Source organism: Serratia sp. CY33525 (assembly GCF_052169115.1).
Classification (GTDB): Bacteria; Pseudomonadota; Gammaproteobacteria; order Enterobacterales; family Enterobacteriaceae; genus Serratia; species Serratia sarumanii.
Window position 1 is genome coordinate 102,574 of the sequence record NZ_JBJNLK010000006.1, and the last position, 13,121, is coordinate 115,694.

The 13,121-nt window shown below is 58.5% G+C and carries 10 protein-coding genes; 3 read left to right on the forward strand and 7 right to left on the reverse strand.

The window, feature by feature from the left end:
- Positions 1-63 precede the first annotated feature (63 nt).
- From wzzE to trxA, 4 genes are all read right to left on the reverse strand, one after another.
- Positions 64-1,116, reverse strand: a complete 1,053-nt coding sequence (gene wzzE / locus ACJ8IM_RS16210; RefSeq protein WP_033654002.1) for an ECA polysaccharide chain length modulation protein — start codon at positions 1,114-1,116, stop codon at positions 64-66.
- Between the two features lie 20 nt (positions 1,117-1,136).
- On the reverse strand, positions 1,137-2,234 hold the full coding sequence (gene wecA, locus ACJ8IM_RS16215) for a UDP-N-acetylglucosamine--undecaprenyl-phosphate N-acetylglucosaminephosphotransferase (RefSeq protein ID WP_049233749.1): 1,098 nt from the start codon (positions 2,232-2,234) through the stop codon (positions 1,137-1,139).
- Between the two features lie 296 nt (positions 2,235-2,530).
- On the reverse strand, positions 2,531-3,790 hold the full coding sequence (gene rho / locus ACJ8IM_RS16220; RefSeq protein WP_004934188.1) for a transcription termination factor Rho: 1,260 nt from the start codon (positions 3,788-3,790) through the stop codon (positions 2,531-2,533).
- A gap of 400 nt (positions 3,791-4,190) precedes the next feature.
- Positions 4,191-4,517 carry a thioredoxin TrxA gene (gene trxA, locus ACJ8IM_RS16225; RefSeq protein WP_033636629.1) on the reverse strand — a complete coding sequence of 109 codons (327 nt, stop codon included), beginning with the start codon at positions 4,515-4,517 and terminating at the stop codon, positions 4,191-4,193.
- A gap of 131 nt (positions 4,518-4,648) precedes the next feature.
- Between trxA and rhlB the strand changes: the two genes are divergently transcribed.
- A complete protein-coding gene (gene rhlB / locus ACJ8IM_RS16230) occupies positions 4,649-5,935 on the forward strand; it encodes an ATP-dependent RNA helicase RhlB (RefSeq protein WP_004934183.1) in 1,287 nt (428 codons plus the stop codon).
- A gap of 5 nt (positions 5,936-5,940) precedes the next feature.
- Positions 5,941-7,437, forward strand: a complete 1,497-nt coding sequence (ppx, locus tag ACJ8IM_RS16235) for an exopolyphosphatase (RefSeq protein ID WP_033636627.1) — start codon at positions 5,941-5,943, stop codon at positions 7,435-7,437.
- Positions 7,438-7,614: 177 nt separating this feature from the next.
- On the opposite strand, the gene rep is transcribed toward ppx, so the two are convergent.
- Entirely contained in the window at positions 7,615-9,639 is a 2,025-nt protein-coding gene (gene rep, locus ACJ8IM_RS16240) for a DNA helicase Rep (RefSeq protein WP_033654001.1), read from the reverse strand.
- 109 nt (positions 9,640-9,748) lie between these two features.
- Between rep and ppiC the strand changes: the two genes are divergently transcribed.
- Complete coding sequence (gene ppiC / locus ACJ8IM_RS16245; protein ID WP_004934175.1) at positions 9,749-10,030, forward strand: peptidylprolyl isomerase PpiC; 282 nt, start codon at positions 9,749-9,751, stop codon at positions 10,028-10,030.
- A gap of 25 nt (positions 10,031-10,055) precedes the next feature.
- Here ppiC and ACJ8IM_RS16250 read toward each other — a convergent pair whose 3' ends face one another.
- Together ACJ8IM_RS16250 and ACJ8IM_RS16255 are read right to left on the reverse strand one after the other, a co-directional pair.
- Positions 10,056-11,558 carry a M16 family metallopeptidase gene (locus ACJ8IM_RS16250; protein ID WP_033636624.1) on the reverse strand — a complete coding sequence of 501 codons (1,503 nt, stop codon included), beginning with the start codon at positions 11,556-11,558 and terminating at the stop codon, positions 10,056-10,058.
- A 260-nt stretch (positions 11,559-11,818) separates the two neighbouring features.
- Positions 11,819-13,105: a dicarboxylate/amino acid:cation symporter gene (locus ACJ8IM_RS16255; RefSeq protein ID WP_033636623.1), complete on the reverse strand. Its 1,287-nt coding sequence runs from the start codon at positions 13,103-13,105 to the stop codon at positions 11,819-11,821.
- Positions 13,106-13,121: the final 16 nt, after the last annotated feature.

Genomic DNA, 13,121 nt, shown 5'->3' on the forward strand with positions numbered 1-13,121 from the left:
TTAAGCGCAGGCGGACCTGCGAACCGAGCGCACTAAGCGCCCATCGGTAAGTTAAATCTAAGGTTAATTCGATGGTCGACGCGCCAAGGCAACGCCCGCGCCAACCAAAGCGCCCATCGCGCCCCACAGAATCAGCCAGAATACCCGGCGCGGGCTGTCGCGTTTTACCGGCTCCTCCGGCGTGCGCAAATAACGATAGGTCTGGAACTTCTCATCCAACGTCGGGCCAACGTTCAGCGTCGCCAGCATCGCGCGGTTCTGATCGTAATCCAGGTCATAGGTCGGGCCGGAGGCCTGCAGACCTTCCAGACGCGCCTGCAGCATTGGCCGGCCCAGCAGGAACAGATCCGAATCCGGCAGTTGCTCGGCCGGGGTGTCGGTCTGCGCGCGGCTGATCCCTTGGCTTTCGGCGATTTTCAGCGCCTGCTGCGTGGTGTTCAGCTCGCGCTTGTAAACCGACTCCGCCACCGCTTCCTGCCGCTTGACCTGCGCCTTCATTGAGGTAGTGCGAGCGGCCCACGCCCCCTGGATCTCTTCGTTCAGGTGCAGGGCAGCGCGGTGGCTGGCGAAGGCCACGTATTGACGCAGCAGGCGGTTGGCGTCCGCGGCAGTTTCCGCCGTCAGCTTCACGCCGTCGTTCGGCACTTTCTTGTCGTCGCGCGGCGTGAACAGGATGTTGTTGATCAGCTCGTCGAGCAGCGCCGCATCCGCGCGGGCATCCCCTTCCTGACGTTGCTTGTAGTAATCGCTCTGCAGCCAGAAATCGCGACGCGTATCGTAAGCCGCCAGCTGCATGATGAACTCATTGTAGGCTTCGTCCGCGATGCTCGGCTGATCGCCGGCCGTCGCCGGCAGCGTGCGCACATCCAGATTGCGCAGGAACTGCTGCTGGGAGTAGTAACCGCCCAGCGCATTCACCGTGGGTTTGTCGGTGATTGCGGTCGCGCTCCATTCTTGCTTAACCAGATAAGAGACGATCAGCGCGACCGCCGCGAACAGCACCGCAATGCCGATAATCCACGGTTTGCCGCGCCACAGGGTGCAGCACAGGCCGCGGATATCGAGTTCGTTATCCACCGCCGGGGTATGCTTGTCAGACGTTGTTTCTGGATTCATCACAGCCAAAAAGCCTCTGGTTAAGATACTTGCTTGTTATCGCTCGAACGCCGCAGGCGACGCTTGATACGCTTAATGTACCGCGCAACCCGCCAGGCGCGCTTGATGCAGTAACCGTACAGGAAGAAAGCAAGCAAGAATAATGCCAACATAACCCACTCTGGGATAAAAGTCAGGCGTTCGCCGATCACGCCAACCGCCGCCAGCAATGCGGCCGCCAGGGTAATCAACACAAAAGCCTGCCGCGGCGTAAAGCCGGCGCGCATGATCAGGTGGTGAATATGTTGACGATCGGGAGAGAAGGGGCTCATCCCCTTGCGTAAACGACGATACATGATTGCTATCATGTCCATCAGCGGAATAGCGATGATCCACAGTGCGGTCACCGGATTAATCGAGTGTGCCTTGCCCTGCGAGCTTTGCAGCAGCAGCCAAATGGCGGTAAAGCCGATCAGGGTACTGCCGGCGTCCCCCATGAACACCTTATAACGGCGGCCGAGAATGCCGAGGTTGAGCAAAATATAGGGAACGATGGTGGCGATCATCGCAAAGCACCAGAACGCCATCTCATGGTGGCCGCTCAGGTACAGCAACAGACCCAGCGCGCCGAAGGAGACGCACGACAGCCCACCCAGCAGGCCATCAATGCCGTCGACCATGTTGAAGGCGTTGATCGCCGCCCATACCGCAAACAGCGTCACCAGATAGCCGAACGGCCCCAGCAACATCTCCCAGTCGCCCAGTACATGGCCGAAGCTGCGCAGATACAGACCGGCGAACACCATCATGGCGATGCCGACCAACGCCTGCACCAGGGCGCGGATTTTAACGCTGATGTCGAAACGATCGTCGAGCGCGCCCACAAACACCAGAATGCCGGCGCAGGTAAGATAAAGCTTGGCGTGCGCGATAGGTTGTTCGGAAATCCAAAACGCGAAGCACAATCCGGCATAAACGGAAATACCGCCGACCAGTGGAATCAGCCCCTGATGGCGTTTGCGATAATTGGGTTTATCTACCAGACCAATACGTTTTGCCGCCTTGCGGGCAACAAAGAGAAAAGCCAAAGAAAACAGGAAAACAAATAGAATTTCAGTACTCATAGTGAGTAAGTTCACAGTTAACAGATCTCTGTAGAAGATAAGGCAGCTTACCACGGGCAATAGCTTGTGCCATCGACCCCCGCCACCTTTCGGTCATTTCCTATGACAACGGTGATTCATGCCTATTTTCTTCGCATCGGCTGACAAAACGACAGCAGCAAAGCCGACCGGCGCAGAGCCGACCGACAAACAAGATGAATTCTCAATAAGTCGAGGAAACAACTTACTTTTCCATTACTGCTACTTATCGTATCCGCCAAAAGCGAAAAACGCCACGACTAGGCGTGGCGTTCAGCGAATTTTTTAACGAATTATGAGCGTTTCATCATATCGAAGAATTCATCGTTGGTTTTAGTCATCGCCAACTTATTAATGAGGAACTCCATCGCATCAATCTCACCCATCGGGTGAATGATTTTGCGCAGGATCCACATTTTTTGCAGCTCTTCGGAAGTGGTGAGCAGCTCTTCTTTACGGGTACCGGAGCGGTTGTAATCGATCGCAGGGAATACGCGCTTCTCGGCGATTTTACGCGCCAGGTGCAATTCCATGTTGCCGGTACCTTTGAATTCTTCGTAGATCACTTCGTCCATCTTCGAACCGGTATCGACCAGCGCGGTCGCGATGATGGTCAGGCTGCCGCCCTCTTCCACGTTACGCGCCGCACCGAAGAAACGCTTCGGACGATGCAGGGCGTTGGCGTCCACACCACCGGTCAGCACCTTGCCGGAAGCCGGTACCACGGTGTTGTAGGCACGCGCCAGACGGGTGATGGAGTCGAGCAGAATGATCACGTCTTTCTTGTGCTCAACCAGGCGCTTGGCCTTCTCGATCACCATTTCGGCCACTTGCACGTGGCGCGAAGCCGGCTCGTCGAAGGTCGATGCGATCACTTCGCCTTTCACCAGACGCTGCATCTCGGTCACTTCTTCCGGACGTTCGTCGATCAGCAGCACCATCAGCACGCAGTCTGGGTGGTTGTAGGCGATGCTCTGCGCAATGTTCTGCAGCAGCATGGTTTTACCGGCTTTCGGCGGCGCCACGATCAGGCCGCGCTGGCCACGGCCAATCGGTGCCGCCAGATCCAGTACGCGCGCCGTCAGGTCTTCGGTCGAGCCGTTGCCGCGCTCCATCCGCAGACGGGAATTGGCGTGCAGCGGCGTCAGGTTCTCGAACAGGATCTTGCTGCGGGCGTTTTCCGGCTTGTCGTAGTTGACTTCGTTGACTTTCAACAGGGCAAAATAGCGCTCGCCTTCTTTTGGCGGGCGAATCTTACCGGAAATGGTGTCACCTGTGCGGAGGTTGAAGCGGCGGATTTGGCTAGGGGATACGTAGATGTCGTCGGGACCGGCGAGGTAGGAACTGTCTCCAGAGCGGAGGAAACCGAATCCATCCTGCAATATCTCGAGCACGCCGTCGCCGAAGATATCTTCTCCGCTTTTCGCATGTTGCTTCAGAATGGAGAAGATAATGTCCTGCTTGCGCATGCGGGCAAGGTTTTCCAGCCCCATATTTTCGCCGAGAGTAATCAGCTCAGAAACCGGCGTATTCTTTAATTCGGTAAGATTCATAGTGGTGGGTTCTTAAACTCGGGGTATGTCTCGAACTTGTATCGTGAATGGTATGGCAGCGAGATGCGTGCCTGTTTACTGGACGTTCGATCACCGGGCGCAGAGCCGTCGCGGTAAGAAATGGCTTACATCGGGCGCACGCATTGACGGTTGAAGATCGAAGGTACCTTAAAAATGATTTTTGCAAAACCGTTTGATTGCCAAAACACGGGCTGAGTTCAGTTTACTTTCAACGCCAGTGATTCGACACAGAGTATAGCTTTAGATTCAAACTCTTTAGATTTAAAACTTCGGGCAAGTTCTATATGCAGTGTGGTTAAACTTAACACGCTTCTTGGCAGGCGTCTAGCGGTGAATTGAACATCACCGCCAGGCGCCTGATACTGGGCTTCCCGCCCGATTACAGATTCGCGTTCAGGAAATCTTTGAGCTGACCTTTGGACAACGCGCCAACCTTGGTCGCGGCCACTTCACCGTTCTTGAACAGCAACAGCGTAGGGATGCCACGGATACCGTACTTGGGCGCGGTAGCCGGGTTCTGATCGATATTCAGCTTGGTGATGGTCAGTTTGCCTTCGAACTCTTCGGCAATCTCATCCAGAATCGGAGCAATCATCTTGCACGGCCCACACCATTCAGCCCAGAAATCGACCAGGATCGGCCCTTCCGCTTTCAGCACGTCAGCGTCGAAGCTGCTGTCAGTCAGGTGAATAATTTTATCGCTCATGTTCTACTCCACAGGATTATGTCTACCTTGTTGGTGTAGCATTAACCAACTCAAGGTGATTTTATTGCACCGCGTTTATTTCAACGGATGTGCTTTCGTAAAGCAATAGTTAGCTGATATTCTACCACACTATGAGCAAAACACACTTGACTGAACAGAAGTTTTCCGACTTCGCCCTGCACCCGTTAGTCCTTGAAGCCCTTGAGAAAAAAGGGTTTCACAATTGCACGCCCATCCAGGCGTTAGCATTGCCGCTCACGCTCTCCGGGCGTGACGTTGCAGGTCAGGCGCAAACCGGTACCGGAAAGACGCTGGCGTTTTTGGCGTCTACTTTTCACTATTTGCTGACTCACCCGGCGAAACAGGATCGCCAGACCAATCAGCCGCGCGCCTTGATCATGGCGCCTACGCGTGAACTGGCGGTGCAAATCCACTCCGACGCAGAAGCGCTCTCCCAGAGCACCGGCCTGAAACTGGGCCTGGCCTACGGCGGCGACGGCTACGACAAACAGCTGAAAGTGCTGGAAAGCGGCGTGGACATTCTGATTGGCACCACCGGCCGTTTAATCGATTACACCAAGCAGAACTATGTCGATCTCGGCGCGATGCAGGTTGTCGTGCTGGATGAAGCCGATCGCATGTACGATCTCGGCTTTATCAAAGACATCCGTTGGCTGTTCCGCCGCATGCCTGCGGCCGATCAACGCCTGAACATGCTGTTCTCCGCCACCCTGTCCTATCGCGTACGCGAGCTGGCCTTCGAGCAGATGAACAACGCCGAATATGTTGAAGTGGAACCGGAACAGAAAACCGGCCACCGCATTAAAGAAGAGCTGTTCTACCCGTCCAACGAAGAAAAAATGCGTCTGCTGCAGACGCTGATCGAAGAAGAGTGGCCGGATCGCGCCATCATCTTCGCCAACACCAAGCACCGCTGCGAAGACATCTGGGGCCATCTGGCCGCCGACGGTCACCGCGTGGGCCTGCTGACCGGTGACGTGGCGCAGAAAAAACGCCTGCGCATTCTTGACGACTTCACTAAAGGCAACCTCGACATCCTGGTCGCCACCGACGTCGCCGCGCGCGGTCTGCACATTCCTGCCGTCACCCACGTCTTCAACTACGATCTGCCTGACGATTGCGAAGACTACGTGCACCGCATCGGCCGTACCGGCCGCGCAGGCGCCAGCGGCCACTCCATCAGCCTGGCGTGTGAAGAGTACGCGCTCAACCTGCCGGCGATCGAGACCTATATCGACCACAGCATTCCGGTAAGTAAGTACAACAGCGATGCGCTGCTGACCGATCTGCCGGCGCCGAAACGCCTGTCGCGCCCGCGCGGCGGCAACGGCCCACGTCGCAACTCCGCGCCACGTCGCGGCGGCGCGCCGCGCAACAACCGTAAACGCTCGAGCTGATCGCCATGCTCAGTTCCAGCACGCTTTATGCTGCCATCGATCTCGGCTCCAACAGCTTCCACATGTTGGTGGTGCGCGAGGTGGCCGGCAGCATTCAGACCCTGGCGCGGATCAAGCGCAAGGTGCGCCTGGCGGCCGGGCTGGATCAGAACAATCACCTGTCGCATGAGGCCATGCAACGCGGCTGGCAGTGCCTGCGGCTGTTCTCCGAACGCCTGCAGGACATTCCGCGCGAGCAGATCCGCGTCGTCGCCACCGCCACGCTGCGCCTGGCGTCCAACGCCGATGAGTTCCTGCAGGCAGCCGAGCAAATCCTCGGCTGCCCGGTACAGGTGATCAGCGGCGAAGAAGAAGCACGGCTGATTTATCATGGCGTCGCGCACACCACCGGCGGGCCGGATCGGCGGCTGGTCGTCGACATCGGCGGCGGCAGCACCGAACTGGTCACCGGCACCGGCGCACAGGCATCGCAGCTGTATAGCCTGTCGATGGGCTGCGTCACCTGGCTGGAGCGCTACTTCAGCGATCGCAACCTCGGGCAAGAAAACTTCGAGCGCGCCGAACAAGCCGCGCGCGAAATGGTGCGGCCGATCGCACCGCAGCTGCGCCAGCAAGGTTGGCAGATCTGCGTCGGCGCTTCCGGCACCGTACAGGCGCTGCAGGAGATCATGGTGGCGCAAGGCATGGATGAGCGCATCACCCTGCCCAAGCTGCGCCAGCTGAAACAGCGCGCCATTCAGTGCGGCAAGCTGGAAGAGCTGGAGATCGAAGGGTTGACGCTGGAGCGCGCGCTGGTGTTCCCGAGCGGCCTGTCCATTCTGTTGGCCATCTTCCAGGAACTGGGCATCGAGAGCATGATGCTTGCCGGCGGGGCGCTGCGTGAAGGCCTGGTTTACGGCATGCTGCATCTGCCGGTGGAGCAGGATATTCGCATCCGCACCATCCGCAACCTGCAGCGCCGCTACCTGATCGACACCGAGCAGGCCGAACGCGTCAGCCAACTCGCCGCCAACTTCTCGCAGCAGGTCGCCAACGAGTGGCAGTTGGATGCGCGATGTCGCGAGCTGTTGCACAGCGCCAGTCTGATCCACGAACTCGGCCTCAGCGTCGATTTCAAGCAGGCGCCGCAACACGCCGCCTACCTGATCCGCCACCTGGACTTACCCGGCTTTACCCCGGCGCAGAAAAAACTGCTGGCCACCCTGCTGCAAAACCAGAGCAACCCCCTCGACCTGTCGCTGTTGAACCAGCAAAACGCCCTGCCGCCGCGCACTGCGCAGCGTCTGTGCCGCATTTTGCGCCTGGCGATCATCTTCGCCAGCCGCCGCCGCGATGACACGCTGCCGGCGGTGCGGTTGCGCGCCAATCAGGACGATGAACTGACGGTGATCTTGCCGCCGGGTTGGCTGGAACAGCATCCGCTGCGCGCCGAGGCGCTGGAGCAGGAAAGCCACTGGCAGAGCTACGTCCACTGGACGCTGCGATTGGAAGAACAGCGTTGAAATGACCAGGGCGCGATTCACGCCTGAGGTTAATGGCAAACCTGATGACATTGCCAGGTTTACAGAAGACAGCATATAAAAAATAAGGAAAATCAATTCATTGATTTTCGGCTGATAATCACAAAGGAGGAAAAACCACGCTTTTTCCTCCTTTGTCAGTCATCTAGCCCTGTCTTTTTAATTCCCGCCTTTGGCCTTGGCCAGCTGGGCGCGGATATTGGCCAGATGGCTCTGCCCTTTCTGCATCCGCTCCTGCGGGCTCACCACTTTGCGCTCGGTTTCCCATGCCAAATCGTCCTGCGGCAGCTCCAGCAGGAAGCGGCTCGGCTCCGGCCGCACCAGCTCGCCGTACTGACGGCGCTCGCGGCACAGGGTGAAAATCAGCTCTTTTTGCGCGCGGGTGATCCCCACATAGGCCAGACGCCGCTCTTCATCGACATTGTCTTCATCGATGCTGCTCTGGTGCGGCAGCAGGCCCTCTTCCATGCCCACCAGGAACACATAAGGGAACTCCAGCCCCTTGGAGGCGTGCAGCGTCATCAGCTGTACCTGATCCAGCTCTTCTTCACTTTCACCGCGTTCCATCATGTCGCGCAGGGTGAAGCGCGTCACCACCTGGGTCAGCGTCATCGGCTCGTCCAGATCGCTGCCTTCCAGCATCTCCGTCATCCAGCCGAACAGCGTATTGACGTTCTTCATTCGCATTTCGGCGGCCTTCGGGCTGGTCGAGGTTTCAAACAGCCAGCTCTCATAATCCACGCCGCGGATCAGATCGCGCACCGCCGCCACCGGCTCACGCTCCGCCTGCTGGGCGATGCCGCCCAGCCAGTGGGTGAAACGCTGCAACGATTCCAGCCCGCGTCCGGTCAAGTGCTGGCTCAGCCCCAGATCGAAACTGGCGTGGAATAAACTCTTGTTGCGCTGGTTGGCCCACTCGCCGAGCTTCTGCAGCGTCGCCGGGCCGATCTCGCGCTTGGGGGTATTGACGATGCGCAGGAAGGCGCTGTCGTCCTCCGGGTTGGTCAGCACGCGCAGGTAGGCCAGCAGATCCTTGATCTCTGGGCGCGAGAAGAATGAGGTGCCGCCGGAAATCTTGTACGGGATGCGGTTCTGCATCAGCATCTTTTCAAACACCCGCGACTGGTGGTTGCCGCGGTACAGGATCGCATAGTCGCCGTAGTTGGTCTTTTTCACGAAGTGGTGGGCGATCAACTCCCCCACCACCCGCTCGGCTTCGTGATCCTCGTTGTTGGCGGTCACCACCTTCAGCTCTTCGCCATACCCCAGCTCGGAAAACAGCCGCTTTTCAAACACGTGCGGGTTATTGGCGATCAGAATGTTAGCCGCCTTCAGAATGCGCTCGCTGGAACGGTAGTTTTGCTCCAGCTTGATCACCTGCAGCGCCGGGAAATCTTCCTTCAGCAGCACCAGGTTCTGCGGCCGCGCGCCGCGCCAGGAGTAGATCGACTGGTCGTCGTCACCCACCACGGTAAAGCGCGCGCGGTTGCCCACCAGCAGCTTAACCAGCTCGTACTGGCTGGTGTTGGTATCCTGATACTCATCCACCAGCAGGTAGCGGATGCGCTGCTGCCAGCGTTCGCGCACCTCTTCGTTGCGTTGCAGCAACAGCGTCGGCAACAGGATCAGGTCGTCGAAGTCCAGCACGTTGCACGCCCGCATATGGGCGTGGTACAGGCCGTAGCAGTGGGCAAACAGCTTGTCGCGCTCCGAGCGCGCCAGCGCCGCCGCCCGCTGGGGATCGATCAGGTCGTTTTTCCAGTTGGAAATGGTCGAAATCAGCTGCGCCACCAGCGTTTTGTCACTTTCCAGCCACTTTTCGGTCAGCTCTTTCAACAGCGCCAGCTGATCCTGATCGTCGAACAGCGAGAAGTTGGACTTCATCCCCAACGCCACGTATTCCCGCTTGATGATCTCCAGCCCCAGGGTATGGAAAGTGGAAATCATCAGCCCGCGCGCTTCTTTGCGCCCCAGGGTTTGCGATACGCGCTCTTTCATCTCGCGCGCGGCCTTGTTGGTAAAGGTCACGGCGGCGATGTGCCGCGCCTGGTAGCCGCAATGGTGGATCAGGTGGGCTATCTTGTTGGTGATAACGCGCGTCTTGCCGGAACCGGCACCGGCCAACACCAGGCAGGGCCCGGTAACGAATTCGACGGCTTGTTGTTGGCTGGGGTTTAATCGCATGGTGCTGGCTTGCTCGGCTGTAAAACGTGGAAGGGAATTGTAGCAGAAAGCGCCGATGAGATTTAGCGGGTATAATCAGCGCAATTTTCGCATCGACAAAGGCAATACCATGGCAAAAACGGCGTGCGCCCTGCACATTCTGGTAGACAATGAAAAGCTGGCCAACGAGCTGCTGGCCAAGCTGAAGCGCGGCGTCAGCTTCGACACGCTGGCGCGCAAATACTCGAGCTGCCCGTCAAAACGCAACGGCGGCTCGCTGGGCGAATTCAACAAGGGCGCGATGGTGCCGGCGTTCGATAAAGCGGTGTTCAGCATTCCGCTGCTCAAACCTTATGGCCCGGTCAAAACCCAGTTCGGTTACCACATCATCAAGGTGCTGTACCGCAACTGAGGGGGCCTGAGCCCCCTGTTGGGCATTACTGCGCGCCGGCGTCCGTCGCCGGTGCAGCCACCGCGGCGTCGGCCGGTTTGGCTTCCTCCGTCACCACTGCCGGCGCAGGCATCATGATGCCGTCATAGGTTTCCTGCAGCTGCTTCATGCTCATTTCCGGCTCGCCCTTCGGCTGCATCAGCACCAGCGTCGCCTCCTGAGAAAGCTGCAGCTTCAGCGCCTGATTCAGCGTCTCCAGCGTCAGGCTGGACAGGAACTCCTGACGCAGCTTCTGATACAGTTCCGGCGCGATATCCACCACCCCGCTCTGTTGCGAACGCAGGCGCTGGCTCATCAGCACATCGGTGTCGGTGCGGGCGTAGGTCGCGAACAGCTTGCTCAGCTGATCGTTTTTCTGCGCCAGCAGCGCATCGAATTCTTCTTTCGACAGGCCGTTGTCACGCACGTTGGCCAGCTCGCGGGCGATAAAGCCCAGGCTGCCGTTAAGATTGTTGTTCGGCGTATCCAGATGGATGGCGCACTGCCCGCGCTGGTACTGCACGCGGCAGTCAAAGCCCAGATGCAGGCTCTTCTGGTCGCTTTTTTCCAGCGTCTGCTGGAGATGCCAGAACAGCGCCTCGCGGGCGAGATCGCCACGCCAGTAACGGAGCAGGCTCTGCGAATCGCGAATCGGATGCCACGGCGAATCCCACATGATCGACAGCGTATCCTGTTTCACCTGCTCGCTGATCAGGCTCACCGGCTGTTGCGGCAGCGGCGTCAGAGTCGGCATCGGGGCCGGGGTTTCACGTTTGCCCTGCAGCGGCGAGAACGCCTTGTTGATCTGCTCGCCCAGGCTGCGGCTGTCGACCTTGCCGACAACGAACAGCGTCATGGCATCCGGGGTATACCACTGTTGATAGAATTTCTTCAGCTGTTCGAGGTTGACCGGCCGTTTCGCCGGCTGCGCCGGATCGTGCGCCAGCAGCGTCGAGCCTTTCAGGCGGTAACGCCACCAGACGTCTTGGGTATTGGGCGGGAAAGTGCCGACCGGATTGATGGTGGAGTTCATCACCGCGTGCACCGTATGCTCGTCGATCGCCAGTTTGCCGGTGGTGTCCGCCAGCCAGGCCAGCGCTTCTTTCAGCAGGTCAGGCCGGTTATTCGGCAGGCTGAGATTATACATGGTGAAATCATACGAGATGATAGCCGGCGGCAGCGGCCGCTCGTTATCCACGCTCTGCTGCCACAGGGCGCGCAGCTGCGGCGCGGTAAAGCTTTCACTGCGCGTCAACGCCAGCCGCGGCAACAGCTGGGCGAAGCCGGTCTGTTGCGAAGACTCCACCAGAGAGCCGGTATTGACGATCAGCCGCAGTTCCACGCGGTCGCTTGGCCGCTGCGGCGTATCGAGAATTTGCCATGAAAACCCGTTGGCCAGCGCCCCCTGCTGCCAGGCAGGATCGGGTTGTAGTGCTTCAGCCTGCACGCTGCTACTGGCTGCAGCCAATAGCAGCCCACCAACTATAAGATGAATTCTGGTGCCCTGCATGTGAACCCCTACTTAATGACTATCCAATTTCTTATGCAAATGCGTGTATTCCATTCAATGGAATCATAAAAATACGCCCTGAGTTTCACAGTGGGGCGGAAAGCAGAAAGTGTACCATCGTGTTAGACCGCGCGCCTTTGCGGATGTCACTCATTAGAGTGAAAAATAATAGATAGCGGGGTTTTTAATGCAAGAAATCGTTACGAGGCAGGGGGAAAACCTCACCGGCCGCGGCTGCGGCCGGTGATTCGCCGTCAATATCAGGCGGAAGGCAGCGTTTTGTCCGCGCCGGCGTTTTTGTTGTTCAGCGTGGCTTTCAGCTGTTTCTCATCCAGTTGGCCGCACCACTTCGCCACGACCACGGTCGCCACCCCGTTGCCCACCAGGTTGGTCAGCGCGCGGGCTTCCGACATGAAGCGGTCGATGCCGAGGATCAGCGCCAGGCCGGCCAACGGCAGGTGGCCGACGGCGGAGATGGTGGCGGCCAACACGATAAAGCCGCTGCCGGTCACGCCCGCCGCCCCTTTGGAGGAGAGCAGCAACACCACCAGCAGGGTAATCTGATGCATGATGTCCATGTGGGTGTTGGTCGCCTGCGCGATAAACACCGCGGCCATGGTCAGGTAAATAGAGGTGCCGTCCAGATTGAAGGAGTACCCGGTCGGGATCACCAGGCCCACCACCGATTTCTTGCAGCCCAGCCTCTCCATTTTATCCAGCATGCGCGGCAGCGCGGACTCGGACGACGAGGTTCCCAGCACGATCAGCAGCTCTTCTTTGATGTAGTTGACGAATTTGAAAATGCTGAAGCCGTTGGCGCGGGCGATGCTGCCCAGCACCACCACCACGAACAGGATACAGGTGATATAGAAGCACACGATCAGCTGGCCGAGTTGCACCAGGGTGCCAACGCCGTATTTACCGATGGTAAACGCCATGGCGCCGAAGGCCCCCAGCGGCGCCAGGCGCATGATCATGTTGATGATGCCGAAAATCACCCGCGAGAAGCTGTCGATCACGTTGAAGATCAGCTGCCCCTTTTCACCCAAGCGATGCAGGGCGAAGCCGAACAGCACCGCGAACAGCAGCACCTGCAGAATGTTGCCGCTGGCGAACGCGCCGATCACGCTGCCGGGGATGATGTCCAGCAGGAACGGAATGATGCCCTGCTGCTGCGCCTGCTCGGCGTAGACTGCCACCGCCTTGGCGTCCAGCGTGCCGGGATCGACGTTCATGCCGGCGCCCGGTTGCACCAGGTTGACGATCACCAGGCCGATAATCAGCGCGATGGTGCTGACGATTTCAAAATACAGCAGCGCGATGGCGCCGGTGCGGCCCACCGCCTTCATGCTTTCCATGCCGGCGATGCCGGTCACCACGGTGCAGAAGATCACCGGGGCGATAATCATCTTGATCAGTTTGACGAAGCCATCGCCCAGAGGTTTCATCTCGGCGCCGAGGTCAGGGTAGAAATGGCCAAGCAGGATACCCAGCGTGATCGCCGTCAGCACCTGAAAATAGAGGCTCTTAAAGATCGTTGTTTTCATATGAACATCCTATGGG

What these genes read in the sequence shown, in the direction of transcription:
- trxA (WP_033636629.1), bottom strand. Translation starts at nt 4,517, where the DNA reads ATGAGCGATAAAATTATTCACCTGACTGACAGCAGCTTCGACGCTGAC.
- rep (WP_033654001.1), bottom strand. Translation starts at nt 9,639, where the DNA reads ATGCGATTAAACCCCAGCCAACAACAAGCCGTCGAATTCGTTACCGGG.
- ppiC (WP_004934175.1), top strand. Translation starts at nt 9,749, where the DNA reads ATGGCAAAAACGGCGTGCGCCCTGCACATTCTGGTAGACAATGAAAAG.
- wzzE (WP_033654002.1), bottom strand. Translation starts at nt 1,116, where the DNA reads ATGAATCCAGAAACAACGTCTGACAAGCATACCCCGGCGGTGGATAAC.
- ACJ8IM_RS16255 (WP_033636623.1), bottom strand. Translation starts at nt 13,105, where the DNA reads ATGAAAACAACGATCTTTAAGAGCCTCTATTTTCAGGTGCTGACGGCG.
- rho (WP_004934188.1), bottom strand. Translation starts at nt 3,790, where the DNA reads ATGAATCTTACCGAATTAAAGAATACGCCGGTTTCTGAGCTGATTACT.
- ppx (WP_033636627.1), top strand. Translation starts at nt 5,941, where the DNA reads ATGCTCAGTTCCAGCACGCTTTATGCTGCCATCGATCTCGGCTCCAAC.
- ACJ8IM_RS16250 (WP_033636624.1), bottom strand. Translation starts at nt 11,558, where the DNA reads ATGCAGGGCACCAGAATTCATCTTATAGTTGGTGGGCTGCTATTGGCT.
- rhlB (WP_004934183.1), top strand. Translation starts at nt 4,649, where the DNA reads ATGAGCAAAACACACTTGACTGAACAGAAGTTTTCCGACTTCGCCCTG.